General features: G+C 60.4%; 25 protein-coding genes. 9 read left to right on the top strand and 16 right to left on the bottom strand.

Annotated elements, in window-relative coordinates; translation table 11 throughout:
* Window positions 1-99: 99 nt before the first annotated feature.
* The 7 genes from B472_RS09435 to B472_RS09405 all read right to left on the bottom strand — a co-directional run bounded on the left by B472_RS09435 (window position 100) and on the right by B472_RS09405 (window position 5,651).
* Window positions 100-309 carry a hypothetical protein gene (locus B472_RS09435; protein ID WP_157951969.1) on the bottom strand — a complete coding sequence of 70 codons (210 nt, stop codon included), beginning with the start codon at window positions 307-309 and terminating at the stop codon, window positions 100-102.
* Window positions 310-366: 57 nt separating this feature from the next.
* Complete coding sequence (locus B472_RS09430; protein ID WP_019427341.1) at window positions 367-684, bottom strand: DNA-binding transcriptional regulator; 318 nt, start codon at window positions 682-684, stop codon at window positions 367-369.
* On the bottom strand, window positions 677-1,051 hold the full coding sequence (locus tag B472_RS09425) for a type II toxin-antitoxin system RelE/ParE family toxin (protein ID WP_019427340.1): 375 nt from the start codon (window positions 1,049-1,051) through the stop codon (window positions 677-679). The genes B472_RS09430 and B472_RS09425 overlap by 8 nt, the downstream gene beginning before the upstream one ends.
* Before the next feature lie 116 nt (window positions 1,052-1,167).
* A complete protein-coding gene (gene hppD / locus B472_RS09420; RefSeq protein ID WP_026039615.1) occupies window positions 1,168-2,244 on the bottom strand; it encodes a 4-hydroxyphenylpyruvate dioxygenase in 1,077 nt (358 codons plus the stop codon).
* Between the two features lie 227 nt (window positions 2,245-2,471).
* Window positions 2,472-3,452 carry a tripartite tricarboxylate transporter substrate binding protein gene (locus tag B472_RS09415; protein ID WP_019427338.1) on the bottom strand — a complete coding sequence of 327 codons (981 nt, stop codon included), beginning with the start codon at window positions 3,450-3,452 and terminating at the stop codon, window positions 2,472-2,474.
* Between the two features lie 58 nt (window positions 3,453-3,510).
* Window positions 3,511-4,710: a CaiB/BaiF CoA-transferase family protein gene (locus B472_RS09410; RefSeq protein ID WP_019427337.1), complete on the bottom strand. Its 1,200-nt coding sequence runs from the start codon at window positions 4,708-4,710 to the stop codon at window positions 3,511-3,513.
* Window positions 4,707-5,651: a hydroxymethylglutaryl-CoA lyase gene (locus tag B472_RS09405; RefSeq protein ID WP_026039614.1), complete on the bottom strand. Its 945-nt coding sequence runs from the start codon at window positions 5,649-5,651 to the stop codon at window positions 4,707-4,709. Before B472_RS09405 ends, B472_RS09410 begins: the two co-directional genes overlap by 4 nt.
* 112 nt (window positions 5,652-5,763) lie before the next feature.
* Between B472_RS09405 and B472_RS09400 the strand changes: the two genes are divergently transcribed.
* Window positions 5,764-7,776 (top strand): aconitase family protein, encoded by a 2,013-nt coding sequence (locus tag B472_RS09400; protein ID WP_019427335.1) that lies wholly within the window; start codon window positions 5,764-5,766, stop codon window positions 7,774-7,776.
* Window positions 7,777-7,791: 15 nt separating this feature from the next.
* Here B472_RS09400 and B472_RS09395 read toward each other — a convergent pair whose 3' ends face one another.
* The 3 genes from B472_RS09395 to B472_RS09385 all read right to left on the bottom strand — a co-directional run bounded on the left by B472_RS09395 (window position 7,792) and on the right by B472_RS09385 (window position 10,750).
* Entirely contained in the window at window positions 7,792-8,052 is a 261-nt protein-coding gene (locus tag B472_RS09395; RefSeq protein WP_019427334.1) for a DUF3297 family protein, read from the bottom strand.
* 89 nt (window positions 8,053-8,141) lie between these two features.
* Window positions 8,142-8,882, bottom strand: coding sequence for a response regulator transcription factor (locus tag B472_RS09390; protein ID WP_019427333.1), 741 nt, complete (start codon window positions 8,880-8,882; stop codon window positions 8,142-8,144).
* The gene (locus B472_RS09385; RefSeq protein WP_019427332.1) at window positions 8,879-10,750 is read right to left on the bottom strand and encodes an ATP-binding protein; all 1,872 of its coding nucleotides are present in this window, start codon (window positions 10,748-10,750) and stop codon (window positions 8,879-8,881) included. The genes B472_RS09390 and B472_RS09385 overlap by 4 nt, the downstream gene beginning before the upstream one ends.
* A 230-nt stretch (window positions 10,751-10,980) precedes the next feature.
* Between B472_RS09385 and B472_RS09380 the strand changes: the two genes are divergently transcribed.
* Together B472_RS09380 and B472_RS09375 are read left to right on the top strand one after the other, a co-directional pair.
* Window positions 10,981-11,259 carry a hypothetical protein gene (locus B472_RS09380; protein WP_019427331.1) on the top strand — a complete coding sequence of 93 codons (279 nt, stop codon included), beginning with the start codon at window positions 10,981-10,983 and terminating at the stop codon, window positions 11,257-11,259.
* Between the two features lie 193 nt (window positions 11,260-11,452).
* Window positions 11,453-12,706, top strand: a complete 1,254-nt coding sequence (locus tag B472_RS09375) for an Hsp70 family protein (protein ID WP_019427330.1) — start codon at window positions 11,453-11,455, stop codon at window positions 12,704-12,706.
* A gap of 51 nt (window positions 12,707-12,757) precedes the next feature.
* Here the strand turns inward: B472_RS09375 and B472_RS09370 are convergent, their stop codons facing one another.
* A complete protein-coding gene (locus B472_RS09370) occupies window positions 12,758-13,285 on the bottom strand; it encodes a DUF2076 family protein (protein ID WP_019427329.1) in 528 nt (175 codons plus the stop codon).
* Window positions 13,286-13,330: 45 nt separating this feature from the next.
* Window positions 13,331-14,605 carry a tetratricopeptide repeat protein gene (locus B472_RS09365; protein WP_019427328.1) on the bottom strand — a complete coding sequence of 425 codons (1,275 nt, stop codon included), beginning with the start codon at window positions 14,603-14,605 and terminating at the stop codon, window positions 13,331-13,333.
* Between the two features lie 18 nt (window positions 14,606-14,623).
* Between B472_RS09365 and B472_RS09360 the strand changes: the two genes are divergently transcribed.
* The 3 genes from B472_RS09360 to B472_RS09350 are packed head-to-tail and all read left to right on the top strand — an operon-like array spanning window position 14,624 to window position 17,594.
* Entirely contained in the window at window positions 14,624-15,817 is a 1,194-nt protein-coding gene (locus B472_RS09360; RefSeq protein WP_019427327.1) for an MFS transporter, read from the top strand.
* Between the two features lie 18 nt (window positions 15,818-15,835).
* Complete coding sequence (locus B472_RS09355; protein WP_019427326.1) at window positions 15,836-16,303, top strand: CoA-binding protein; 468 nt, start codon at window positions 15,836-15,838, stop codon at window positions 16,301-16,303.
* Between the two features lie 7 nt (window positions 16,304-16,310).
* A complete protein-coding gene (locus tag B472_RS09350) occupies window positions 16,311-17,594 on the top strand; it encodes an O-acetylhomoserine aminocarboxypropyltransferase/cysteine synthase family protein (protein WP_019427325.1) in 1,284 nt (427 codons plus the stop codon).
* Between the two features lie 29 nt (window positions 17,595-17,623).
* Here B472_RS09350 and B472_RS09345 read toward each other — a convergent pair whose 3' ends face one another.
* Window positions 17,624-18,502: a DMT family transporter gene (locus tag B472_RS09345; protein ID WP_019427324.1), complete on the bottom strand. Its 879-nt coding sequence runs from the start codon at window positions 18,500-18,502 to the stop codon at window positions 17,624-17,626.
* A complete protein-coding gene (locus B472_RS09340) occupies window positions 18,499-19,410 on the bottom strand; it encodes an alpha/beta fold hydrolase (protein ID WP_019427323.1) in 912 nt (303 codons plus the stop codon). The genes B472_RS09345 and B472_RS09340 overlap by 4 nt, the downstream gene beginning before the upstream one ends.
* 137 nt (window positions 19,411-19,547) lie before the next feature.
* Between B472_RS09340 and B472_RS09335 the strand changes: the two genes are divergently transcribed.
* The gene (locus B472_RS09335; protein ID WP_019427322.1) at window positions 19,548-20,261 is read left to right on the top strand and encodes a YebC/PmpR family DNA-binding transcriptional regulator; all 714 of its coding nucleotides are present in this window, start codon (window positions 19,548-19,550) and stop codon (window positions 20,259-20,261) included.
* 118 nt (window positions 20,262-20,379) lie between these two features.
* Window positions 20,380-21,378, top strand: a complete 999-nt coding sequence (locus B472_RS09330) for a tripartite tricarboxylate transporter substrate binding protein (RefSeq protein WP_019427321.1) — start codon at window positions 20,380-20,382, stop codon at window positions 21,376-21,378.
* Window positions 21,379-21,411: 33 nt separating this feature from the next.
* On the opposite strand, the gene B472_RS09325 is transcribed toward B472_RS09330, so the two are convergent.
* Window positions 21,412-22,485, bottom strand: a complete 1,074-nt coding sequence (locus B472_RS09325; protein WP_019427320.1) for a 3-deoxy-7-phosphoheptulonate synthase — start codon at window positions 22,483-22,485, stop codon at window positions 21,412-21,414.
* 145 nt (window positions 22,486-22,630) lie between these two features.
* Between B472_RS09325 and B472_RS09320 the strand changes: the two genes are divergently transcribed.
* Window positions 22,631-23,227, top strand: a complete 597-nt coding sequence (locus B472_RS09320; RefSeq protein ID WP_202862780.1) for a DUF502 domain-containing protein — start codon at window positions 22,631-22,633, stop codon at window positions 23,225-23,227.
* Between the two features lie 49 nt (window positions 23,228-23,276).
* On the opposite strand, the gene B472_RS09315 is transcribed toward B472_RS09320, so the two are convergent.
* Window positions 23,277-24,245 carry a helix-turn-helix domain-containing protein gene (locus B472_RS09315; RefSeq protein ID WP_019427318.1) on the bottom strand — a complete coding sequence of 323 codons (969 nt, stop codon included), beginning with the start codon at window positions 24,243-24,245 and terminating at the stop codon, window positions 23,277-23,279.
* Window positions 24,246-24,405 lie beyond the last annotated feature (160 nt).

Genomic DNA, 24,405 nt, shown 5'->3' with positions numbered 1-24,405 from the left:
AACAGCCCTTACCAAGTCACATCCGAGACTGTTGCTTCGAGCGCGTCTGGAAAGAAGTTGGCTGATTTTTAGAACAGGGCGGCAGGCCCGTTCAGTTTGTCACTTGTGACGAATGCGAGTCAGCAAAGCCAATGAGTCAGGACATTTTTTCGGTTGCAGCATAGCTGGCCGCTCAGATTGCCCTTGGCGATGCTTTTTAAGTTGAGAAAAATAAACCCGAACATCGTCCAACGCATGGCCTGTGCCCGTGGCTTTCATGTCGGCCAGCGTCTCTGCCGATTCCCGTGAAAATTTTTGCGACAAGTTCAAATCGATTTCCTTCATATGCGGGGTGACGAGTGAGGTAGTGGAGACGACAGCATTGTGTCAAGCGATCGACATCAAGCCCTTGTGTTGAATCACCGTGAGCAATCTGAGCGCTGGGCCGCCGGGCTTTTTGATGCCGCGCTCCCAATCAGAAACAAGGTTCTTTGACACATTCAGGTATCGCGCAAACACCGGCTGCGAAATATGCTCGCGCATCCTCAGTGCTTTGATTTGTTCAGGCAGCATCACCTCAATGGGCGTGAGGCAAGTCTCGTCAAACTCCCGCATGGTCTGGCGGTCCACAGCGCCCACTTCATGCAAAGCCTCCATCGTTTCGTGAATCGCAGCCAATGCATCACTGCGGTATTTTTTAGGCATCTTGCACCACCTTTTCAAAATGTCCTTGAGTCACCAACTCCATGAGTTGGGCATCCGTTAAATCCAATACGTGACGAGCCATCTGCTTGAATTGGGCCTCTTCCAAGGCGCTGATGTTTTCCAACTCGCTCTTGGCAAAGCCATAAACAAAGAAACACCGATGCTGCTGACGAAACAGCAGAATCGTTCGATAACCCTTTGAACGACTCTCGCCTGGGCGAGCGATTCGTTGCTTGATCACACCTGCGCCCAAATCGGCATCGATCAAACCGCGTTCTGCTCGGACGACTGCATCGTGAAGCGCAGCAACAGAAATCTTTTCTTTTCGGGCAAAGCGCGTGAACCACGCACTTTTAAAGATGTCCATTTGCGCCTCCCTATTTTTCCAAGTATCACACAAGGTGTTACTAAAATCAAGGGCAATTAAAAAAGCACACGACCTTGTGGGGTTCGTCGGGCGTACACGCGTCCACAGCCAAACCCTCACTCCACCGCAATCGCCCCCCGCCGAATCTGGTCGCGCTCCAGGCTTTCAAACAGCGCCTTGAAGTTGCCTTCGCCAAAACCCTCGTCGGCTTTGCGCTGGATGAACTCAAAGAACACCGGGCCCAGCAGGGTTTGGCTGAAGATTTGCAGCAGCAAGCGCTTTTCGCCATTGGCCGTGGAGCCGTCCATCAAGATGCCGCGCGCTTGCAACTCGGGCACCGGCTCGCCATGGCCAGGCAAGCGCTCTTCCAGCATCTCGTAATAAATGTCGTTGGGTGCGGTCATGAGCGGGATGCCGGCCATCTGGAGCGCGTCCACGCTCTTCAGGATGTCGTCGGTGAGCAGGGCGATGTGCTGGATACCCTCGCCGTTGAACTGCATCAAAAACTCTTCGATCTGGCCACCGGTCTTGCCCGACTCTTCGTTCAGCGGGATGCGGATCAAGCCGTCCGGGGCCATCATGGCCTGGCTGGTCAGGCCGGTGTATTCGCCCTTGATGTCAAAGTAGCGAATCTCCTGAAAGTTGAAAAGCTTTTCATAAAAGCCGCTCCAGTAAGCCATGCGCCCTTTGTAGACGTTGTGCGTCATGTGGTCGATCAGCTTGAGGCCGTGGCCGGGCGGGTGGCGGTCTGCGCCATCGATGAATTCAAAGTCGATGTCGTAAATGCTCTTGCCATCTTCAAAGCGGTCGATCAAATACAAGGGCGCGCCGCCAATGCCCTTGATGGCGGGCAGGCGCAGCTCCATCGGGCCAGTGGGCACATCCACCGGCTGCGCACCCAGTTCCAGCGCCCGCGCATAAGCCTTGTGCGAATCCTTCACCCGAAACGCCAGCGCACAAGCACATGGGCCGTGCTCGGCAGCAAAGTAACCGGCCAGGCTTTTGGGCTCGCGGTTGACGATGAAATTGATGTCGCCCTGGCGGTAGAGCACCACGTCTTTGGAGCGGTGTTTGGCGACCAGCGAGAAGCCCATCTGCGCGAACAGCGGCTCCAGGGTGTTGGGGGTGGGGGAAGCGAACTCGACAAACTCGAAACCACACAAACCCATGGGGTTGTCAAACAAATCGGCCATGAAAATCTCCAGTGAAAAGCAGGACCACGCTGCAAGGTGAGCGCGGCCCGAATTGAAATCGGTCAAACGAAACAGGGGGAGTGTTTAAACACCCTGCGGCGGTGCGCAGGGCTTGCCCCGCGTGCTGCGCGCGAGGTGGATGCCGAAAATCAAAACCTGGATGGACATGCGCCCATGGTCGTCGCCTGACCGCCAAATGTCAAGCGACGAGGGATGGGCGATGGGCCTTATTGTGGCTCGATGCCCGCTTTCTTGACCAGCGCAGCAAAGCGCTCCATTTCGCTTCGGAAGACGCGCTGAGCTTGCTCTGGCGTGCTGATGGCGATCGTGTTGCCTTGCTTGGCCATGACTTCCTTGACGGCCGGATCGTTGAAGGCCTGCACCAAGGCATCGTTGACCCTTTTCACATTGGCAGCGCTCATGCCCTTGGGGCCGAGCACACCAAACCAGGCATCGATCACGTAAGTGGGCAAGCCCTGCTCCACAAAGGTAGGAATGTCTGGCGCAGCGGCGCTTCGCTTGTCGCCACACATGCCCACGGCCTTGAGCGCACCACTTCGGATGTGCTGCTGTACGCTGGGCAAAGCCAAGACGGCAAAGTCAATTTGACCCCCCAACAAGTCAGTGACCATGGGGCCTACGCCTTTGTAGGGGATATGGCGCGCCTTGACACCGGCTTCGTCCACAAACATCTCGGCGGCCAGGTGCAAGATCGTTCCCGTGCCACCAGAGCCGAAGTTGTAGCCGTCCGGCTTGGCACGCAGGGCGGCAATGAATTCACGGCTGTTGTTGGAGGGCACTTTTTGGGGGTTCGCCACCAACACCAAGGGGGTGGATCCCAGCACCGCAATCGGTGTGAAATCGGCGGGCATTTCAAACGGCAGGTTTTTAATGACGCTGGGGAAAATCACCACGTTGTTGGACACCACCGACAAGGTGAAGCCATCGGGCGGGTTCTTGGCCATGGCCTGCAAACCAATCACGCCACTGGCACCCGATTGGTTTTCCACCACCACGTTGGCACCCAAAGCCTTGCCAATGGCGGGCGCTGCTGCGCGTGTGATGGCGTCCACACCCGAGCCGGTGGCATTGGGCAGGATGAATTTGACGGGACGGTCCGCTTGCGCCAGCGCCATGCCCGGCAAAGTTGCGGCGGCGACCGATGACAAAGCGACCAATGCGCTGCGCCGGGTGATGGGTGTTTTCATGGTGTGTCTCTTTCTTGAAGTTGATGGGAAATAAAACGCATCAGGCCCATGGCCCACGTCAGGCCACCGCCTTGCTGGCTCGCAAACTGGCGATCTCTGCCGCACTCAGGCCCAAGCCTTGCAGCAATTCATCGGTATTTTCACCTTGCTTGGGCGGCTGGTGGCGCACGCCCAGGCGTTGCCCGTTCATGGTGAAAGGGAACAGGGCCGCGCGGGCCGTCTGCCCCGCCTTGGGGCCATCGGTGAGGCGCACATCGGCCAAACCGCCGGTGGCATTCAGGTGCGGGTCGTCAAACAGTTCTTCGGGCTTGACGATGGGCGCAAAGGGCAGTCCGGCTTTTTCAAAAATGGCGGTCAACTCGGCGGCGGTGAAGGCCTCCAAGCGGCGGCGCAACTCAGGCATCAGCTCGGCACGCAGCGATACGCGGGCGTTGTTGTCGCTGTAACGCGCGTCGGCCTTGAGGTCGGCAAAACCCAACACATCGCAAAAAGTGGCCCACTGCGCATCGCTCACGGCAGCCAAAAAGATTTGCGCGCCGTTCTTGACGGTGAACACGTCGTACACCGCCCAGGCCGAGATGCGGTTGGGCATGGGCTCGGCGGCCTTGCCGGTGATGGCGTACTGCAGCATGTGCTGGCCCACCAGAAACACGTTGTTCTCAAACAAGGCCGACTGAATCTCTTGCCCACGCCCGGTGATGCCGCGCTGGATGAGCGCGCCCAGCACGCCAATCGCACCGAACATGCCGCCCATGATGTCGTTCACGCTGGTGCCCGCGCGCAGCGGGTCGCCGGGGCGGCCCGTCATGTAGGCCAAGCCACCCATCATCTGCACCACTTCATCGAGCGCGGTGCGGTGGTCATAAGGCCCTGGCAAAAAACCCTTGAGGCTGGCGTAAATGATCTTGGGGTTGTGGGCCGACAGGCTGGCGTAGTCCAGGCCGTACTTCGCCATCGAGCCGGGTTTGAAGTTTTCGGCCACCACATCGGCCGTGGCGCACAAGCGCCGCGCCATCTCGGCACCTTCGGGGCTTTGCAGATTGATCTGGATGCTTTTCTTGTTGCGGTTGAACATCGGGAAAAAGCCCGCGCCCGAACCGAGCAAATGCCGTGTGCGGTCGCCCTCGATGGGCTCGACCTTGATGACTTCGGCCCCCATGTCGGCCAGCACCATGCCGCAAGTGGGCCCCATGACCATGTGGGTGAACTCGACGACGCGCAGGCCTTCGAGCGGGAGTTTCTTGTCGGACGTGTTCATGCAGTCATTTCTGGCATTTGCAAGATTTTAGGCAAGCCCGCTTGCGCGATCGAACCATGCAGGCACTCGCCTGCGAGCCACTGCGCCGCTTGGGTGCGCAAAGCCATGAGCTTAGCGAAATCGATGCCGGTGTTGATGCCCATGCTGGCCATCAAATACGTCAGGTCTTCGGTGGCCACATTGCCGCTGGCCCCGGGGGCATGCGGGCAACCGCCGATGCCGGCCAGGCAGGCGTCAAAACGGGTCTCACCCACTTGCAGCGCAGCCATGACGTTGGCCAAGCCAAGACCACGGGTGTCGTGAAAGTGGCCGCAGCCCAGTTGGTCACCCGCCACTTCGCGGGCCTTGGCAAACAAGTCGCCCACCTGACGCGGGTCGGCATAGCCCACCGTGTCGGCCAAGCCCACACGGTCAACACCCAAGTCCAGCACGGCCTTGACCAGACGCAGCACTTCACCGATTTCTACCCGGCCTTGCAAGGTGCAGCCAAAAGCGGTGCTGATGCCCACTTCGATGCGGATGGTCGAAGCGCGTGCGCGGCGTGCCTCGACCATGGCGGCGATCTCGGTCAACACCTGGTCGGGGGTCTTGCGCAAATTGGCCAAGCTGTGCGCGTGGCTGGCCGACAGGGGCAGCAGCATCCAATCGGCACCGCTGTCCATGGCGCGCTCGGCCCCCTTGAGGTTGGGCACCAAAACCGACACGACCAGGCCCGGAAGGGTTTTGGCAAAGGCCACCAGTTCGGCGGTGTCGGCCAGCTGGGGCAAGAGTTTGGGCGGTACAAACGAGCCGACTTCGATCTCACGGATGCCGGCGTTGTAAGCGCCCTGAATCCATTGCAATTTTTGCGCAGTGGGCAAGGTTCGAGCGATGCTTTGCAACCCGTCACGCAGGCCCACTTCACGAATCGTCACGCGCTGGGGCCAATGAAATGTGCTCACGTCAGGTGTCCTTTGCTGGGGTGTTCGAGGAGTTTAATGGCTCGGATCGCTCATAGAATTGAGACTGACCTCTGCCAAAGGGGCGAAGCATTCCCCACGCACACGCCCTGACATGAACACCTCCGACTGGAAGATCCTTTACCTCAGCCAAGACCCTGGTCTGATCAGCCGCCAGCTGTCGGGAGAGGTCATGGACCGCGCACAGGCCGGGCCGCTGCGTGACGATGTCTCGACCGACGAAATCACGCCGGTGCACATCCTGAGCCATTACGACAACACCTTGGGCGAGTTTGCCCACACCGGGCTGAGCTGCCAAGGAGAAAACCCCATCGCTCGCCAAGCCCTGCGTCAAGCCGGTTTTCAGGTGCTGGTGGCGGGCCGCCGCTATGGCAAGGGCTCCTCGCGCGAGCACAGCCCCACCGCCGAAAAGCTGGCGGGCGTGCAACTGGTGATTGCCGAAAGTTTTGAGCGCATCTACCGCCAAAACGCCGACAACATTGGCTTGTTCACCTCGACCGATTTTGGTTTGTTGGACCGCATGGCGCGCGGTGAGACGTTGACGCTGGACGATCTGGTGCAGGGGCGCGAGGCGCTGGCGGCCTCGATCCTGTCGGCGGGTGGGCTGCTGCGTTGGGGGCAGCGGTTTCTGGCAAGGGTTCATTCGCCCACGGGGTGGGCTCCCACAAAAGAAACCAGGGCGCTGGGCGGTGGGAGCACACCCCTGCCTGCGGCGGCCGTCCCTCAAACCCTGTTTGAAAAAATCCTGAAGCGCCACCGCCTGACAGCCCCGCACACACCCGATCGGCCGCAAACCGGCGACGGGCTTTTCGTACGGGCCGACTGGCGCTTTATTCACGAGTACTACACCGGCATGGCCGACACCTTGATGAAAAATGCACTGGGGCAAGATTTCACCTTGCAAAGCCCAGCGCAGATTGTGGTGTTTGAAGACCACACCTCCTACGTCGAAGAAAGCCCGGCCCATGTGCGGGGGGGCCTGATCGCCAACATGCACGCCATGAGCCAAGCACAGCGCAACTTTGCCGCACGCCACGGCCTGCGCATGCACCGCACCCTGACCGATGCCGAAGTGCTTCAAGACGACGGGCGAAATGTGGCGGGCATTTCACACGCCATGGTGGCCGAACACTACGCCCTGCCCGGCCAGGTGGTGGTGGGCACCGATTCGCACACCCCGCACAGTGGCGCTTTGGGTTGCGTGGCTTTTGGCGTGGGCACCACCGACATGGCCAATGCCTTTGTGACCGGCGCGGTGCGTGTGCGCTGGCCCGAATGCGTGCGCGTCGAACTGCAGGGCCATTTGCAGCCGGGCGTGACCGCCAAAGACCTGATGCTGCACCTGCTGGCCACCCCCTACATCCGCGAGGGGCACGGGGTGGGCAAGGTGTTCGAATTTGCGGGTGAAGGCATCGCCCACCTGCGCACCGACGAACGCGCGACGCTCACAAACATGTGCGCCGAGCTGGGTGGGCTCAGCGGCATCGTGGCGCCCGATGCCGAAACCCTGCGCTTTATCCGCGAACGACGGGGTGTAGAAGCGGTGATCGACGACTGGATGCACAGCGACGATGGCGCGCATTACGCCCACGACATGACGGTCGATCTGAACACCCTCTGCCCCATGGTGGCGCGGCCCGGTGACCCGGGTCAGGGGCTGGCGCTGTCAGACCTGCAAGAACGCGTGCGCATCGACATCGCCTATGGCGGCTCCTGTACAGCAGGCAAGCGCGAAGACTTTGACCATTACCACGCGGTGCTGGCCTGGGGTCTGAACAACCATCTCAAGCTGCCTGTGGGGGTGCAGGTGTTTCTGCAATACGGCACGACCGCTGTGCGTGACTACTGTGTGGCGCAGGGTTACGACCAGACATTCACCGCTTTGGGCGTGCGCATCTTGCAGCCCTCTTGCGGGGCTTGCGCCAACTGCGGGCCGGGTTCGTCCACAGACTCGGCGCAGGTCACGGTCAGCGCCATCAACCGCAATTTTCCGGGCCGCTCAGGCCCGGGCCAAGTCTGGCTGGCCAGTCCGCCCACGGTGATGGCCAGTGCGCTGGCCGGAGAATTGATCTCTTTTGAAGCATTGCAGCGGCGCATCGGCGGCTAAGCGCCACCGGAGGTGTCAGCGGTAAAACGCTTCGACCTTGCCCTTGAGCTTGATCAGCAAGGGCTGGCCTTTGCGGTCCAAGGTCTTGCCCGCAGGCACGCGCACCCAGCCTTCGCTGATGCAGTATTCCTCGACGTCGTTGCGGTCCTTGCCATTGAAGCGGATGCCAATGTCGTGCTCGAACACGGCGCGCACATGGTGCGGGCTGCGGGTGTCGATGGCCAGGCGGTCAGGAAGTGCTGGACGAGATGCGGCGTCAGTGGAAGGTTCGGTCATGGGTTTGAACTTGTAAAAAACCTACCGAATCTATACCAAAACCCGAGGGGCATGGCTGTTTTCATGTTCCTGGAGCACCAGGTGCGCCTTCAATTGACAAATTGGATGCGCACACACAGCTGGTAACCAACACCCCACACCGATTTGATGGCCGGCTCATCGCCATCCACCTGTGCGCTTTTGAATTTTTTGCGCAAACGGGCGATCAGCTCCTCCAAGGCATGCTTGCTCATCAAGGCGTCGCTGTCCTCTTCGGCAAACAAATCGCACAGTACGCCGGATTCCAGCGTGTTGTCTTTGGCCTGGACGAGCGCCAACAAAATGGTTTTTTCCTTGCTGGTCAACCTCAGTTTTTTATCGTGATCTGGCGGGAGCAAGGTGCGATCGCGCAAACTCAAAGACCACTCTTGAGCCGTTTGCGTCTGCTTGAGGCGTCGCCCCAAACTCAACAACACCAACACCAGCTCGTCTGGCGCCACCGGCTTGGTCAGGTACACATCGGCCCCGCCCTGTTTGTAGCCTGCAATCCGGTCGTTCAGCGCCACTCGGGCGGTCATGATCACAATGCCTGCATCGGGGCGTGATTGCCGCACGCGCCGGCAAAGGCTCAAGCCGTTTTCACCCGGTAGATTCAAGTCAATCAGATACAGGTCAAAGGCAATGCGGGCATTGAGATCGTCCAGACCCATGGCACTGTTGGCCGCATGAACCTCAAAGCCGTGAGCCTTCAAATGCACTTCGATTTCTTCACGCAGCAAGCGATCGTCTTCCACCAAAGCCAGCACCAAAGGCCAAGGCGTGTCTCTGGTGCCATGTTGTAAATCATTCAACGGGGAAACCTCACTTCAAAGACCACGTCTTGGTCTATTTTTTGGTACTGCACCTGCGCACCCATTTTTTGCGCGGCCGAATGAACCAAGCTCAAGCCAATGCCCATGCCCGGGCTGTTCTGGAAACTGGGATGGCGGTAATACCGCTCAAACAAACGCGCCTCGTCTGGATGGTGATCGTCCGCCACCTTGTTGCTGATGCGAAAACAAGTGGTCTTCGCATCTTCATTTTGGATGCTGATCCTGATTTTGCCGTCCTGCGCATATTTAACAGCATTGCTCACCAAGTTCTCGATGATCAAAGCCAAGAAATGGGGAGCAGCTCGGAAAAAAACACCCTCTTGAATGTCAAGCTCAAAGCGCTCAGGCTCACGGTACTCCTGCATCACCACGTTCATCAGTTCGAGTGCCGAAACGCTCTCTTCCGCACCCAGCGCCTCCATGCGTTCAATTTTGTTGGAGAGTGCGACATGCTCAATCATGGCGTCCATGCGCTCCACCGAGGCATTGATGTGCTGCATCCTGTCGAAAGACTCTCCCTGAGCCAAGGCCGTTCTTTTGAGCGAAGCCATGGCAAACTTGATGGTGCTCAAAGGCGTCTTCAACTCATGGGTCAGCATGTCAATCAGATCGCGACGCTCTTTCAAACCTTCTTCATGGGCTTTGGACGCTGCCGCCTGAATTTTCAAAGCCTGCAACTCCAAGAATTTATTCCGATTGCGGCTGGCTTTTTCCGTGGCAACCAACCAAAAAACCACGATCCCAATCGGGATGCCATTGAGTCGCAAGTCACCACTGTTTTGCACCAAGTTGTATTGGTCCCGCCAGTCTTGTTCACCCAAATTGAGAGGAAATCCTAAAACAAAGAAAATCAAAACGATCAACCATCCTGCGACGAAAATCCATCGTCCAGGCATGTTTGTACTGACCGAACGCGCACCCCAGATTTGGATGAACGGGCTTATAAAACCCAGTCCGTAGTTCAACAGGGCTGCCTCGGTTTCGTACCCCAACAAAACAAGCAGGACATTGACAGCGCACACCACAAGAACAGCGGCGACCCATTTGTTGTACGCCCTGTGGGGCTTGTAAGTGGCAAGAATGACCCATGCCAGAAGAACCGTCATCGCCATCCGCATCACCAGCGCCAATCCGGTCATGGTGTTGGGTGGAACCGCCGACATGAAACCCCACCACTGCTGCAGGGCACCTGAAAACGCACAAATCGACATCACCACCGTCGTTTGAAATCCACAAAACACCAGCAATATGCGTGAACGTTCAAAGAACAGGAATGTCACCGAAAGAAGCCACAATGCCATGGAAAGGTTCAAAGCGGTGTTCACGCTTTTGATCACACCAATCGATGACTGGAAAGCCTTGTCAGCCGTCATCACATCTGTGCGCACAATGCGAACACCGGTCGTTTGCACTTTCAAATAGGCATAGTGATGGCCGGTATTTGACGCATTGAATTCAAAACAATGCTGCAGCTCGATGCAAAAATTGTTTTTTTGCAACTGCAACTCGCCCCCACGTTGGTGCGTCCAGTTGCCAGCGGTTTGTTGGTAGAAATCCAATCGGTCCAGCGAGTAAGACTCCACTCTGAAAACCAAAGAAGGTATCGGGTCTGACGGTGCGCTGGCTGGGTGGTCCTTCAGCCGAATCCGGATCCAAGTTTCACCTCCAGTGAATCCGAGGCGAAGATGCCCTTGATAGGGCTTGAATGCCTGCGCTTGGGCGCTCTCCAGCGTGTGTGTTTGCCGGTCGTCGTGGAAAAAAGCCGTATCGACTTCATAGCGTGCCTGCCCTGCATGCAAGGACAGTTGGAACAACAACAGCAACAGCAGACAACACAAGCGTTTCATGGATGCATCCCATCATAGAAGTTTGAGATGACATAAACCACATGGCTGTGAATACAAGCGAAATGAGTGGTTGAAAGTGAGAGCAACTGTGAGCATGTGCAGCCCCCGCACAACGCTGAAGCCTTCCGGCGTGAGCATCTGTGTGTTTTCATGATCTTTGGTGTGAGGTCACGCCAGCGTGACGGTTAGATTGCAAGCATCTTCTTCACTCACTCTTCGGGACCTTCACCATGCCTTCACTGAAACAGCTTGAGCAGCAAAAAGCAGAGCTTGATTTCAAAATCACGCAGTCGCTGGAAATCTTGAAAAAGATGGACGTTGATTTGGAGCAAGCACGCTTGCGGCAAGAAGAGGTGGACCAGGGCACCGCTCAGATCATGGCGGTGATGGAAAAGTACAACTTAAGCATAGAAGACGTTTTTCCGGGCAGTGCGGCCAAAGTCGTTGCGGTCAAACCCAAGGAGTCTCAAACCCTCGCTGAAATGCGGCAGTATTTCAACCGTCGCTGAGCGCGATAAGACTTCCATGAACGCGCAGTTTGCAAGCTGTGCGACGCTTGCACTGCGGCTCAGAACAATACCAAACTGAGCGCGGCACTGCGGCCATCACCGTGCCGCTTGGTGGCAAAATGCCCGGTCTTCAAGGTCTGCCCGCTATGGCAGGCACCTGCACTGTGACTGTCGGCTTTTGTCTACCCTCTCCATGAACTCTTCTCCCGTCGGCACGCTTGGCATTGATTTCGGCACTTCCAACTCGGCCATGGCTTGGCGAGGACCCCAAGGCAGCGCACGCCTGGTGGCACTGGAGGGCGACGCCTTGGCCATGCCCACAGCGGTGTTTTACAACGCTGAAGACAACAGCACCCACTTCGGTCGCGACGCCATCCGGCATTATTTGGAAGGCACCGAAGGCCGCTTGATGCGCTCGCTCAAAAGCCTGCTGGGCAGCCCCCTGCTGCTGGAGACCACGCAGATCGGCCATCAGCACATCAGCTTTCAGGACATCATTGCCACCTTTTTGGCGACCCTGCGGGAGCGCGCCACCCAAAGCTTGGGCAGCGCCCCGCGCCGCGTGGTGATGGGCCGGCCCGTTCATTTTGTGGACGACGACGCTGAGCGCGATGCACAAGCAGAAGCCTCTTTGCGCCAGGCGGTGTTGTCGGTGGGCTTTGACGAAGTGTCGTTTCAGCTCGAACCCATTGCCGCAGCCCTCGACTACGAGCAGCGCTTGACGAAAGAAAGCACGGTGTTGGTGGTGGACTTGGGAGGCGGCACCTCAGACTTCACGGTGGTGCGCTTGGGGCCCGAACGCGTGCGGCACGCTGACCGCAGTCGAGACATTTTGGCCACCACGGGTGTGCACATCGGCGGCACCGATTACGACCGGCAACTGCATTTGGCGCAGTTGATGCCTTTGCTGGGCTACAAACACATCGGCCCCGAACAGCGCGAAGTGCCCAGCCGCGTGTTTTTTGACCTGGCCACCTGGCACCTGATCCACTGGCAATACCAACCCAAAGCCATTGCCCACGCCAAAACCCTGCGCAGCAATTACAGCGACCCCTGCCTGCATGCGCGTCTGATGCGCGTGCTGACCGAGCGGCATGGCCACCTGATGGCCCATGAGGTGGAACAGGCAAAAATTCGTTGCTCTGTGAGCCGAGCTGACACGGGCATTGACCTGTCGGTGTTAGAGCAGGGTTTACAAGCGCAGCTCAGCGTGTACGACATGCAAGCGCAATTGCACGATTTGCTGAGCCGCACCGTGGCCTGCGCGCGCGAATGCGTGCACAACGCTGGCCTGAGCGATGCATCACTGGATGCGATTTACCTCACGGGTGGGTCGTCGGCTTTGAGCACGTTCCAGCAGACCCTGCAAGCCGCCTTTGCGGGTGTGCCCGTGGTGGAAGGCGATTTGTTTGGCGGCGTGGCGCTGGGCTTGGCCTACAGCCGCTGAATCACCGGCTGAAACTGCCGCTGAATCTGCCGCTGAAGGAGGCGCTTGAACTCAGGTCCAGTCGTCGCCCAAGTCCCACAGACCGTCGCCCGCATCCGGTTCAGCCGCAGACAAGCCCCCAGCAGGGCCTTGGGCCAAATTGGGCGAAGCGGCATCATCGCCCCACAAGGCTTGCAGACCTTGCAACACAGCGCCGCCCGCCACCACGCCCGCAGCCACGCCCAACGCCGTGCCGCCCACTTGCCCCACCAAGCCACGCATCCACAGGCTGGGTTGCGCCGTTGGGGCGCCACCATTCGGCATGGGCGCTGGCGTCTGAGCGGGCGCAGCGTTGGCGTCAGGGTTGGAAGCTTGCAGCGCCGCAGCCGATGAGGCTTGCAATTGCTTCAATCGGTTTTGCGTGGCTTCCAGTGCCAAGCCCATGGCCATGACCCGTTGCACCAGCAGGTAAGTGGCATCGGCTTGCGAGGCCAAGGCATCGCGGATGAGGCCATCGGCCACCGGGTCTTTGGCCTGAACACGCTGTTGCCGCAAGGTGGCCAAGAATTGCTGAAGTTGGTCGCGTTCCTGTGCGTTCATGAGCGAGGTTCTCCTGGCGGGGCCATGGCTGGGGATTCCCCATTGTCAGGTTTTTTGCAAATAAACATAAGCACCCATGAGCGGCTGGGCTTGGTCCAGTCGCAAGGGCGCGCGGTGCACCTTGGCCCATTGCCAGCCGTGCGCTGCGGCCAGTTTTTGCAAATAGCTCAGGGCGTGTGCGTAACGCAAGCTGCTGTGCAGCTGCACTTCAAAACCCGGGTCGGCCTCTTCAACGGTCAGGGCCAGCCAGCCGCCCGAACGCACGCGGGGGCTCAGGGCCGCAAAAACCGCCTCCAGCCAACCCACATAAATGAACACATCGGCCGCCAGCACCAAGTCGGCTGGCTCGGTGGTTTGCTGCATGAAAGCCACCAACTCCTGCGCATGCAGGCTGTCGTAAACCCCCAGCGCACGCGACTTGGCCACCATGGCCGATGACAAATCCACGCCGATCAAACGGTCGGCACGGGGACGGATCAGCGTACCGCACAAACCGGTGCCGCAGCCCAGGTCCCATACCCGTTCAAAACGGGCACCCGGCTCGGCCGGCAGGTGCTGCAAAAGCACGTTGTGCCCTTGGTAACCCAGTTGCCCGACCAGGTGCGCCTCGAAGTCGTCGGCGTATTGGTCAAAGAGTTTTTCAACATACGCCGCTGGCGCGTTCACCAAGGGCTGATCCGGGCTCAAGGCGGCCAAGTAGTAACGGTGCAGCTCCGGGTCGGCCCCCAGCGCCAGCGCACGTTGGTAGTCCGCGATCGCTGCCGCGGTTTGCCCCATGTCACGCTGGGCATGGGCACGTTGGCTAAAAGCCTCGGCCAAGTTGGGGTCGTGCGCCAGCGCTTGGTCAAACGCCTGCACGGCTTGGGGCAGGCGGCCTGCATGGGCCAGGCATTGGCCCCAGCGCAAACAAAAATCGGCGCCATCCGCGCCCAAAGCACGGGCTTTCTCATGGCTGTGCAGGGCCTGTGGCCATTGGCCCAACGCCATCTGCGTGACCCCCCAAGCGACCCAGGCATCGCTCTGCTGGTCATCGGCCGCCAAGGCTTGGCGCAGGCACGCGTCGGCCTGCTCAAAGCGACCCAGCTGCACGCAGCTGGCGCCCAGGTTCATCAACACCGACGGCCTGCCCGGTGCCAGCTGCAATGCCCGTTCAAAGAGGGATGCCGCCGCCTCAAATTGGTGGCGTTCAAACTGTTCAACGCCATCCAGAAAGGCCTGGCGGGCTTGTTCGAGTGAGGAGTCCATGCGCGCCAGTGTGACACAGGCTTTGTGGCCCCAGGGGTGCGCCCATCCCGTGCAAGGCACAATGCTTTGCAACATGCGAACACCGGAGACACCATGAAAGAAACCCCCTACGCCTGGGTGGTGGTTTGGGCCACATTCGTGTGCCTGGCTGTGATCTTTGGGGTGTCGTATTCGTTTGCGGCGTTTTTTGAATCGTTCGCCGTCGAGTTCTCGGCGCAGCGGGCCGATGTGTCCTGGATCTTTGGCCTCTCGGGCTTTGTTTATTTTGTGTTGGGCGCAGGCGGCGGCATGCTGGCCGACCGCTTCGGCCCGCGCATCGTGTGCTCGGCAGGCATGGCCCTCATTGCGCTGGGCTTGCTGGCCACCAGCTGGGCCACGTCTTTGCTGGCGGTGTATGTGAGTTACGGCTTGTTGGTGGGCCTGGGCATCGCGCTGGTGTACACGCCATCCATTGCCAGCGTGCAACCTTGGTTCACCACCCGGCGCGGCTTGGCCGGAGGCATCGCCAGCTCGGGCGTGGGGGCGGGCACCTTGCTGGTGCCCGTGCTGGTGGCCATGGCCATTGGCCCCATGCCCTGGCGCGAGGCGATGCAGGTTTTGGCGCTGGGCGTGTTGGTGCTGGGCCTGCTGGCTGCGGCTTTGTTGCGGCGCGCACCTGCGGCAGCGGCTTCAGGTGGCCCGGGTGCAGGCGAATCGGCCACAGGGCTGAGCTTGCGCGAGACCTTGCGCAGCCCCACGTTTCGTTGGCTGTACCTGGCCACGGTGTTGGCCTCACCGGTGATGTTCATCCCGTTCGCGCACGTGTCGGCTTCGGCACGCGATCTGGGCCTGGGTGAAGCCTTTGCCGTGGGCTTGGTGGGGCTGATTGGCGTGGGCAGTCTGGTGGGGCGCTTTGCCATTGGTCTGGTGGCCGACCGCTTGGGCCGGGCGCAGACGCTGGTGCTGATGCAGCTGTCCATGGGCGCATCGTATGTGCTGTGGGGCGCTGCCGGGGGGCAAGGGCTGTTGGTGGTGTTTGCGCTGTGGTTTGGCCTGAGTTACGGCAGCATCGTGTCGCTTTTGCCCGCCATCTGCATGGATTACTTTGGCGGGAAATCGGTGGCCAGCGTGGTGGGCACGCTCTACAGCGGCGCGGCCTTGGGCAACTTGCTGGGCCCGGTGCTGGCGGGCGCCGCATTTGATTGGAACGGCCATTATTTGGGCGTGATGGCGGTGTGCGGCGTGCTGTCGCTGTGCGCCACATGGGCATCACGGCAAATGAAGCGCAGTGGCTTGGCGCAGTATTGAAGAAAAAGAAGGACTTGCATGCACAACGATTTGCACGCGCTGCGGCGCATCCTCAAAACTTGCCACACCATCGCCGTGGTGGGCCTGTCGGCGGAGTGGCACCGGCCCAGCTATTTCGCGGCCAAGTACATGCAGTCGCATGGCTTCAAGATCGTGCCGGTCAACCCGCGCTATGCGGGCGGCGAGATCCTCGGTGAGACCTGTTACGCCAACCTGGGCGACATCCCTTTCAAAGTGGACATGGTCGATGTGTTTCGCCGCAGCCAAGACGTATTGCCGATGGCCGAGCAAGCGGTTCAGATCGGTGCCCAGTGTCTTTGGCAACAACTGGGTGTCGCCAACCCTGAAGCCGACGCCATGGCCCAGAAGGCGGGCATGGATTCGGTCACCAACCGCTGCGTGAAGATTGAGCACGCCCGGCTGTTTGGCGGCCTGAACTGGGTGGGCGTGAACACCGGGATCATCTCGGCGCGGCGGCTGGTATAAAAAGACCATGACCGATCGCACATTCCACCCCGAGACCCTGGCCATCCACGCCGGGCAAATTCCCGATGCGGCCACCGGCGCACGCGCCTTGCCCATCTACCAAACCAGCAGCTTTGTGTTTGACAGCGCCGAGCACGCGGCCTCGCTGTTCAACCTGCAGACCTTTGGCAATGTGTATTCGCGCCTGAGCAACCCCACGGTGGCGGTGCTCGAAGAACGTGTGGCGGCCCTGGAAGGCGGGCGCGCTGGGGTGGCCAGCGCCTCGGGCATGGCGGCCGAAACCATGGCGCTCATGACCATCTTGCAATCGGGCGACCATGTGGTGACCGCTGGGGCTTTGTACGGCGGCTCGGTGACGATGCTGGCCGTGAGCCTGGCCAAGTTCGGCATTGAGACCACCTTTGTGGACGCGACCAAGCCCGAAGCCTTTGCCGCCGCCATGCGCCCCCATACCCGAGCCGTGTATGCCGAGAGTCTGGGCAACCCGAGCATGGTGGTGCTGGACATCGCCGCCGTGGCCGAGGTGGCCCACGCACACGGCGTGCCGCTCATCATCGACAACACCGTGCCCAGCCCGCTGCTGTGCAACCCGCTCGCGCTGGGCGCCGACATCGTGGTGCATTCGGCCACCAAATACCTGGCGGGCCACGGCACCACGCTGGGTGGCGTGGTGGTGGAGGGCGGCAAATTCCCTTGGGACAACGGCAAGTTCCCGGGCATGACCGAGCCGTCCAAGGGCTACCACGGCGTGAAGTTTTACGAGACCTTTGGCGACTTCGGCTTCACCATGCGCTGCCGCATGGAAAGCCTGCGCGTGTTCGGCGCCGCGCTCAGCCCCATGAGCGCTTGGCAAATTCTGCAAGGCGTCGAAACCCTGCCCCTGCGCATGCACAAGCACTGCGACAACGCTTTGGGCGTAGCGAAGTTTTTGCAGGCCGACCCGCGTGTGGCCTGGGTCAACTACCCCGGCCTGCCCGACCACCCGCAGCATGCCTTGATGCAGCGCCAGATGCGCGGTGCCTCGGGCCTGCTGTCCTTTGGCGTCAAAGGCGGGCTGGCCCAGGGCGTGACCTTCATTGAGTCGGCCCAATTCATGAGCCACCTGGTCAACATCGGCGACACCCGCACCCTGATCAGCCACCCGGCCAGCACCACGCACCGCCAGCTCGACGAGGCCCAGCAACTCGCGGCGGGTGTCCCACCCGACATGGTGCGCATCTCGGTGGGCCTGGAACATCTGGACGACATCCTGTGGGACATCGACCAAGCGCTGGACAAAGCCAGCCGCTGAGCCTCCGCATTGGGGCTGAAGCTGCCGACCTACAGACCTCCCGCAGCCTGCCGGCGCAGGCGCTCGGCCTGCAGCAAGCCCAGTCCAGCCGCCACCACCAGCGCAATGCCGCACCAGGCCAGCGGGTTGGGTACATCGCCCCACATCCAGTAGCCCAGCACCAGCGCCACCAACAGGCCGCTGTAGCGGAATGGCCCGATCACGCTCATGTCGCCCAAACGCATGCTGAGCGTGAGCAAGTGGTACCCCGCCGCCAGACACAGCGATGCGCCAAACAGCTGCCACAGGTGCTGCGTCGCCATGGGCTTCCAGGGCTCGAACAAACTCCACACACCGGCCAGAACCGTGACCATCACCGCCGTCGACAAGGTGATCAACAGCGAAGGCACTTGCGCGGGCACCAGGCGCGTCAGAAAATCGCGCCCTGCGTGCAGCACCGCTGCGAACAGGCAGAGCAAGGCATAGGCATTGAAGTCGCCCATGCGCGGCTGCACCACCAACAGCACACCCGCAAAGCCCAGCAAGATCAGCGCCCAGCGGCCCAGCGTGACCCGCTCGTGCAAAAAGAACACCGCCATCAGGGTCAGGAACAAGGGCCCCGCGAGGTTGATGGCCGTGGCGTTGCCCAAAGGGATGTGAAACACCGCGGTGAGGTAGGTAAAGGATGCCAGGCTGTCGAGCACGGCGCGGGCAGGCACAGAGCGGGTCAACGTGGTGCGCCACATCGCCAACTGGCCCATCCAACCCGCCAGGGCCAGCAGCAATGTGGTGGTCATCACGCCGCGCACAAAAATCAGTTGCGGTGTAGACAGGTCGGCGCTGACCCATTTGACCAGCGCATCGTTGACGACAAAGAACACCATGGCACCGGTCATGGTGACGATGCCTCGGCGGTTGTGCTGGCTCATGCAGGCGTTGGCTTCAAAAAGGGCAGCACCTGCGCCAGCAAGGCGTCGGGCGCTTCTTCGGCGATGTAGTGGCCGCAGGGCAGGGCCTGGCCGCTGACTTGGGTGGCCACTTTTTGCCACGCCTTGAGCGGGTCAAAACAGCGTTGCACCACGCCCTGCGCGCCCCACAGCACCTGGATCGGCATCTGCAAGTGTCGCCCTTGGGCGATGTCCTCCCGGTCATGCACCAGGTCAATGCCTGCTGAGGCCCGGTAGTCTTCACACAAGCCATGGGCTGCGCCCGGCAGGGCCAGGCAGCGCTGGTATTCGGCCAGGGCGCGCGGATCGAATGGCGCCAGTCCGGCGCTGCGGTTGCCCATGACCTCGGTGACATAAGCCGCCGGATTGGCCTCGATCAGGCGCTCGGGCATGGGCTGCGGCTGGATCAAAAAGAACCAATGCCAATAGGCGCGGGCAAAGGCCTCGGTGGTCTGCGCGTACATGGCCAAGGTGGGCGCGATGTCGAGCAGGGCCATGCGGCTGACCGCTTGAGAATGGTCCAAGCCCAGTCGGTGCGCCACCCGGGCGCCGCGGTCATGCGCCAACACCGCAAATCGCGCAAAGCCCAAATGCCGCATCAAAGCCACCATGTCTTGCGCCATGTTGCGTTTGGCATAGGCCGCATGGTCGGGTCCCCCTTCAGGTTTGGACGAATCGCCATAGCCGCGCAAATCGGCCGCCACCACCGTGAAGTGTTGGGCCAGCATCGGGGCCACCTTGTGCCAGATGGCCAAGGTTTGCGGATGGCCGTGCAGCAAGAGCAAGGCCGGGCCCTGCCCACCCACCATGGCCGAAATCGACATGCCAGGGCTGACCGCCACCAGGTGGTGGGCAAAACTGGGAAACAAAGGCAAAGCAGGGTGGTTCATGGGCCGTGTTGAATTTGAAAGAGCATTATTGCCCTGCCAGGCCCTGACGCCTGTGACCTGTGAGACCCGCCTTGGACCCGCAATGGGCGAGCGAGCGCTTAAACTTCCAGCTTTGACCCCAACACAAGGAAGACCCCATGGGCGCGCAATGGAAAGCCAAAGGCAAAGCACAAGCCGCAGACGCCAGAGGCAAATTGTTTGGCCGATTGGCCAAGGACATCATGATTGCCGCCCGCAACGGCGCCGATCCGGCCGCCAACTCGCGCCTGCGCTTGGTGGTCGAGCAGGCCCGCAAGGTGTCCATGCCCAAAGAAACGCTGGAGCGCGCCATCAAGAAAGGCGCCGGCCTGTTGGGCGATGCCGTGAGCTTTGAACGCGTGATTTACGAAGGTTTTGCCCCGCACCAAGTGCCGGTGATGATCGAAGTGCTGACCGACAACGTGAACCGCAGCGCGTCTGAAATGCGCGTGTTGTTCCGCAAGGGCCAGCAAGGCACTTCGGGCTCGGTCTCGTGGGACTTTGACCATGTGGGTTTCATCGAAGCCGAACCCACCCAGGCCGGTGCCGACCCGGAGTTGGCCGCCATCGAAGCCGGTGCACAAGACTTTGAGCCTGCCGACGAAGACGGTGTTTCGATTTTCATCACCGAAGCGACCGACCTGGACCTGGTCAGCCGCGCCCTGCCCGAACACGGCTTCACCGTGGTGTCGGCCAAACTGGGCTACAAACCCAAGAACCCGGTCGACCCGGCCAACCTGAGCGCCGAACAGCTCGAAGAAGTCGAAGCCTTTTTGGGCGCGATCGACAACAACGACGACGTGCAAAACGTGTTTGTGGGGCTGGCGGGTTAAACACCCTGCAGGGCCTTCGGGTCTTGCAGGCGACAGCTGAACGCCGCGCTTCAGGGTTTTCAAGGTGAGCGTTCTGGGAGCGCTTCGATAGCATGTCCTGATCCTTCAGGAGTTCAACATGCCGTTTTTTGTTTCAGCCCCCCTTGCCTTTGCGCCCAGAGCCCGGGGTTTGTCCCTCATCGCCGCTTTGCTGGTCGTGTGTGCCAGCAGCACCGCCCTGGCCCAAGCCTGGCCACAGCGCCCCATCAAAGTGGTCATTCCCTTCCCGCCCGGTGGGCCCAGTGACCTGGTCATGCGCACAGTGGCCGAAAGAATTTTGGCCAACCTCAAGCAACCCATCGTGATCGAGAACCAGCCTGGTGCGGGTGGCAACATCGGCGCCGCCAACGTGGCGCGTGCCACGCCCGATGGCTACACCTTTTTGTTCGCGACCGACACCCTGCTCACCGTCAACCCGCATGTGTACAAAACCATCCCTTTCAAGCTCGACGACTTGAAGCCCATCAGCGTGTTGTCTTCGTTCAGCCAAACCTTGGTGTGCAACCCTTCGCTGGGCGTCAAGACAGTGTCCGAGCTGATCGCCAAATCCAAAACCACGCCTTTGAGCTATGCCTCGGGCGGCGCGGGTGTGCCGGGGCATTTGTCCACCGAGTTGCTGCTGAGCATGACCGGCATGCAAATGACGCACATCCCGTACAAAGGCCCAGCGCCCGCCATGCAAGACGTGCTGGCCAACCAGGTGCCTTGCGGTTTGCTGGCCGGGCCCACGGTGCTGCCGCATGTGCGCTCGGGCAAATTGACGGCGCTGGCCGTGTCGGGCCAGGCGCGCGCGCCCTCCTTGCCTGAAGTGCCCACCATCGAAGAAGCCGGGGTGAAAGGCTACGAGGCCGATTTCAGCCTGATCTTGATCGCCCCCAAACAAGTGCCCGATGACATCGTGGCCAAATTCCGCCAGGCGGTGGTCGACGCGCTGCGCACCCCAGAGGCCACCGAGCGGCTCAGGGCCTCCGACCAGATCGTGATCGGCAGCACGCCGGAGCAGGCGGTCGCCAAAGTGGCCAAGGACTTTGCCAAGTGGGGCGCCGTGTCGCGCAAAATTGGTCTGAGTCTGGACTGAGCCCAAGGCGACCTGCGCACTGCGCGGGCGCTTTCAGGCGCGACCTCGGCGCCTTTGAACAGCCAGCGCCAGCGCGTCCAGCACCGGCGTGGTCTGCGCAAAGCTGATGCAGGCGTCGGTGATGGACACGCCGTGTGCCAGCGGCTGACCTTCTTTCAGATCTTGTCGGCCCTCGTTCAAGTGGCTCTCGATCATCAGGCCCATGATGCGGCGGTCCCCGCCTGCCACTTGAGCGGCCACGTCCTGCGCCACCTCGATCTGCTTGGCGTGCTGTTTGCTGCTGTTGGCGTGCGACACGTCCACCATGACCTGCGGTGCAATGCCTGAAGACTCCAGCGCTTTGCATGCGGCGTCCACATCGGCGGCCGAATAATTGGGCGCTTTGCCGCCGCGCAAGATGATGTGCACGTCTTGGTTGCCGCGTGTCTCGAAGATCGCGGCCTGGCCCATCTTGGTCATGCCCATGAAGGCGTGCGCGGCTTTGGCCGCCACCACCGCATCTGCGGCCACTTTGACACCGCCGTCGGTGCCGTTTTTGAAGCCCACCGGGCACGACAGGCCACTGGCCAGCTGGCGGTGGCTTTGGCTCTCCGTCGTGCGGGCGCCGATCGCGCCCCAGGTGACCAGGTCGCTGATGTACTGCGGGCTGAGCAAGTCCAGGAATTCGGTGGCCACGGGCAGGCCGACATCGAGGATGTCCAGCAACAGTTTGCGGGCCATCTCCAGCCCTTGGTTCATGGCAAAACTGCCGTCCAAGTGCGGGTCGTTGATGTAGCCCTTCCAACCCACCGTGGTGCGTGGCTTTTCAAAATACACACGCATCACGATCTGCAGGTCCTTCGCGTGCTTGTCGGCCTCGGCTTTGAGCAGACGGGCATAAGCGATGGCCTGATCGTGGTCGTGAATCGAGCAGGGCCCAACCACCACGACCAAGCGGTCGTCTTGACCCTGCAACACGTTCGAGATGTCTTGCCGCGAACGCTCCACCAAAGCCAAGTGGGCAGGCGAAGCGGGCAGCCGCTCCTCCAAAAGGGCCGGTGTCATGAGGGGGCGCACCGAGGCAATGCGGGTGTCGTCGATGCGGGTTTTGTCTTGGGTGGAAAGCATGGGGTGGATGAAAAGCAAAGTTTCGTGGGCCAGAAAAGCAAGCCCGTATTAAAACGCAGGCCCGCTTTCTGGGCCGCGCATGGGCCGGCAAGCCCACTTTCCCCCGCCAATTTCGGTCCATTGGCGTGCGGTCACAATGGACCGCATGAAACGCCTTTACGCCTATTTTTTCCGTGGCCTCATCAGCTTTTTGCCTGTCGGCCTGACGGTTTATGTGTTGTATTTGTTTGTGACCTGGGTCGAAGGTTTGGCCATGCAGGTGCTGCGCCCGTTCACGGGTGAGTTTTACCTGCCCGGCTTGGGCATCGTCCTGGGCACAGGCTTGATTTTGGTGCTGGGTTTTGTGGTCTCGCAGCCCTTCATGACCCGCATGCTCAGCTGGGTGGAGCTGCCCTTCACCAACCTGCCCTTGGTCAAAAGCATCTACTCCTCGCTCAAGAGTTTTGCGGATTATTTTTCGCCACACGAACGCGATGCACAACAAGTGGTGCTTTTGAAGAAGCCCGGCAGCGACATCTCGATCATCGGTTTGGTCACACGCCAAAACCTGACGGACCTGCCACTGGACGCACACACCCGCCAACACGTGGCGGTGTATTTGCCCATGGGCTACATGATCGGCGGCTACACCGTGTTTGTGCCGCGTGAATGGGTGCAGGTGCTGGACATGTCGGTCGAAGAAGCCATGCGCTCTTCATTGACCGCCTGGATGGGCAACACCAAACCGACCCACTCAGACTGAAGCTTGAAGTTGTGGCCGACAAGCCCCATCCAAGCGATAAAGGTCTGGTCTAAAAATGGCCGCTCAGCTTTTCCAGGCTTTGGTTGCGAAAATCGCTGGGGCTGGCACCGGTGTGCTCTTTGAACAGTCGGCTGAAGTGAGAGGGGTTGCCAAACCCCCATGAGACCGCGATGTCGGTGATGGGACGGGCTTTGGGTGTGCTGGCTTGCAGGTCTTTGATGCAAGCCTCCAGGCGCATGCGCTGGATGTAAGCCGCCACCGACTCGCCCTCGCCCTCAAAGGCGTTGTACAAATGCCTGCGGCTGCAATTGAGGGCGCGCGCGATGCCGTCCACACTCAAGTCAGGATCTCTGAGGTACTTGTGAACATGGTGCCTGATCCTGTCGCGCAAAGCCTCGCGCTGGGTCATGGCGGTTTCTTGGCCTGCCAGCTCGGACAAAGAAAGTTTGACCAGGTCAATGATCAGGTCGCCGGCACCCTGCGCGGCGCTGTCACTCATGTAAGGCAACTCCAGGTAGGTGTTGCGCATCGCCTCCAAGGCGACCCGCGAGATCCCCCCCGCGCCCAAACGCCGGGCCATCAAACCATCCAAGCGCAAGCCTCTTTGGGCCGCTTGGTCTTTGGGGACCATGACGATCAAATGCTCGACGCGGCTGGGATTGGCCACTTCATAGGCGGTGGTGGTGTCGTAAATCACCCAGCCACCCACGTCGGCCTTGGCTTCGCGTTGCATTTGGTGCACTTGCGCTTGGCCCTGCCAGGGGGCCACGATTTTCAGGTAGGGCACCTCGCTGGTTCGGGCCATCTGTGGGGTTCTGACCACCCGGTGCCTGGAAGCCTCCAGCTTGGTCAAGATGACCTGACCCGCACGGGAGGTTTGCATGTGGCCATCGAAAACCGTGTCGCCGTACAGGTCGGATTGCAAACCGCCGAATTGCTGCGTGATCCATTCCGACCACTGGCCCATCCTGTCTTTGACAGGGAGTGCATCGGTGGAAAGGGACAGGGTCTTGGACATGGGAGTTGGGCTGACAAAACGATTATGGACAAGCACCAAATCCCCCTCAACGGCCAAGATTGAGGGATTACCCGTATGTCAAGACGCCTGTTGAGGTGGAAACAGTGCACAAATTGCACAGCAAGCTGGGCATTTTGCTAGTAAGTTACGAGTTGGTTTT

The organism is Limnohabitans sp. Rim28 (assembly GCF_000293865.2).
In the GTDB taxonomy this organism is placed as follows: domain Bacteria; phylum Pseudomonadota; class Gammaproteobacteria; order Burkholderiales; family Burkholderiaceae_C; genus Limnohabitans_A.
The sequence above is the reverse complement of the archived record's forward strand: the minus strand, read 5'-3'. Positions and strand labels throughout refer to the sequence as shown.

Coding starts and splice junctions, on each gene's coding strand:
- B472_RS09430 (WP_019427341.1), bottom strand. CDS start 684: ATGCCTAAAAAATACCGCAGTGATGCATTGGCTGCGATTCACGAAACG.
- B472_RS09425 (WP_019427340.1), bottom strand. CDS start 1,051: ATGGACATCTTTAAAAGTGCGTGGTTCACGCGCTTTGCCCGAAAAGAA.
- hppD (WP_026039615.1), bottom strand. CDS start 2,244: ATGGCCGATTTGTTTGACAACCCCATGGGTTTGTGTGGTTTCGAGTTT.
- B472_RS09415 (WP_019427338.1), bottom strand. CDS start 3,452: ATGAAAACACCCATCACCCGGCGCAGCGCATTGGTCGCTTTGTCATCG.
- B472_RS09410 (WP_019427337.1), bottom strand. CDS start 4,710: ATGAACACGTCCGACAAGAAACTCCCGCTCGAAGGCCTGCGCGTCGTC.
- B472_RS09400 (WP_019427335.1), top strand. CDS start 5,764: ATGAACACCTCCGACTGGAAGATCCTTTACCTCAGCCAAGACCCTGGT.
- B472_RS09395 (WP_019427334.1), bottom strand. CDS start 8,052: ATGACCGAACCTTCCACTGACGCCGCATCTCGTCCAGCACTTCCTGAC.
- B472_RS09385 (WP_019427332.1), bottom strand. CDS start 10,750: ATGAAACGCTTGTGTTGTCTGCTGTTGCTGTTGTTGTTCCAACTGTCC.
- B472_RS09380 (WP_019427331.1), top strand. CDS start 10,981: ATGCCTTCACTGAAACAGCTTGAGCAGCAAAAAGCAGAGCTTGATTTC.
- B472_RS09375 (WP_019427330.1), top strand. CDS start 11,453: ATGAACTCTTCTCCCGTCGGCACGCTTGGCATTGATTTCGGCACTTCC.
- B472_RS09370 (WP_019427329.1), bottom strand. CDS start 13,285: ATGAACGCACAGGAACGCGACCAACTTCAGCAATTCTTGGCCACCTTG.
- B472_RS09365 (WP_019427328.1), bottom strand. CDS start 14,605: ATGTTGCAAAGCATTGTGCCTTGCACGGGATGGGCGCACCCCTGGGGC.
- B472_RS09360 (WP_019427327.1), top strand. CDS start 14,624: ATGAAAGAAACCCCCTACGCCTGGGTGGTGGTTTGGGCCACATTCGTG.
- B472_RS09355 (WP_019427326.1), top strand. CDS start 15,836: ATGCACAACGATTTGCACGCGCTGCGGCGCATCCTCAAAACTTGCCAC.
- B472_RS09350 (WP_019427325.1), top strand. CDS start 16,311: ATGACCGATCGCACATTCCACCCCGAGACCCTGGCCATCCACGCCGGG.
- B472_RS09345 (WP_019427324.1), bottom strand. CDS start 18,502: ATGAGCCAGCACAACCGCCGAGGCATCGTCACCATGACCGGTGCCATG.
- B472_RS09340 (WP_019427323.1), bottom strand. CDS start 19,410: ATGAACCACCCTGCTTTGCCTTTGTTTCCCAGTTTTGCCCACCACCTG.
- B472_RS09335 (WP_019427322.1), top strand. CDS start 19,548: ATGGGCGCGCAATGGAAAGCCAAAGGCAAAGCACAAGCCGCAGACGCC.
- B472_RS09330 (WP_019427321.1), top strand. CDS start 20,380: ATGCCGTTTTTTGTTTCAGCCCCCCTTGCCTTTGCGCCCAGAGCCCGG.
- B472_RS09325 (WP_019427320.1), bottom strand. CDS start 22,485: ATGCTTTCCACCCAAGACAAAACCCGCATCGACGACACCCGCATTGCC.
- B472_RS09320 (WP_202862780.1), top strand. CDS start 22,631: ATGAAACGCCTTTACGCCTATTTTTTCCGTGGCCTCATCAGCTTTTTG.
- B472_RS09315 (WP_019427318.1), bottom strand. CDS start 24,245: ATGTCCAAGACCCTGTCCCTTTCCACCGATGCACTCCCTGTCAAAGAC.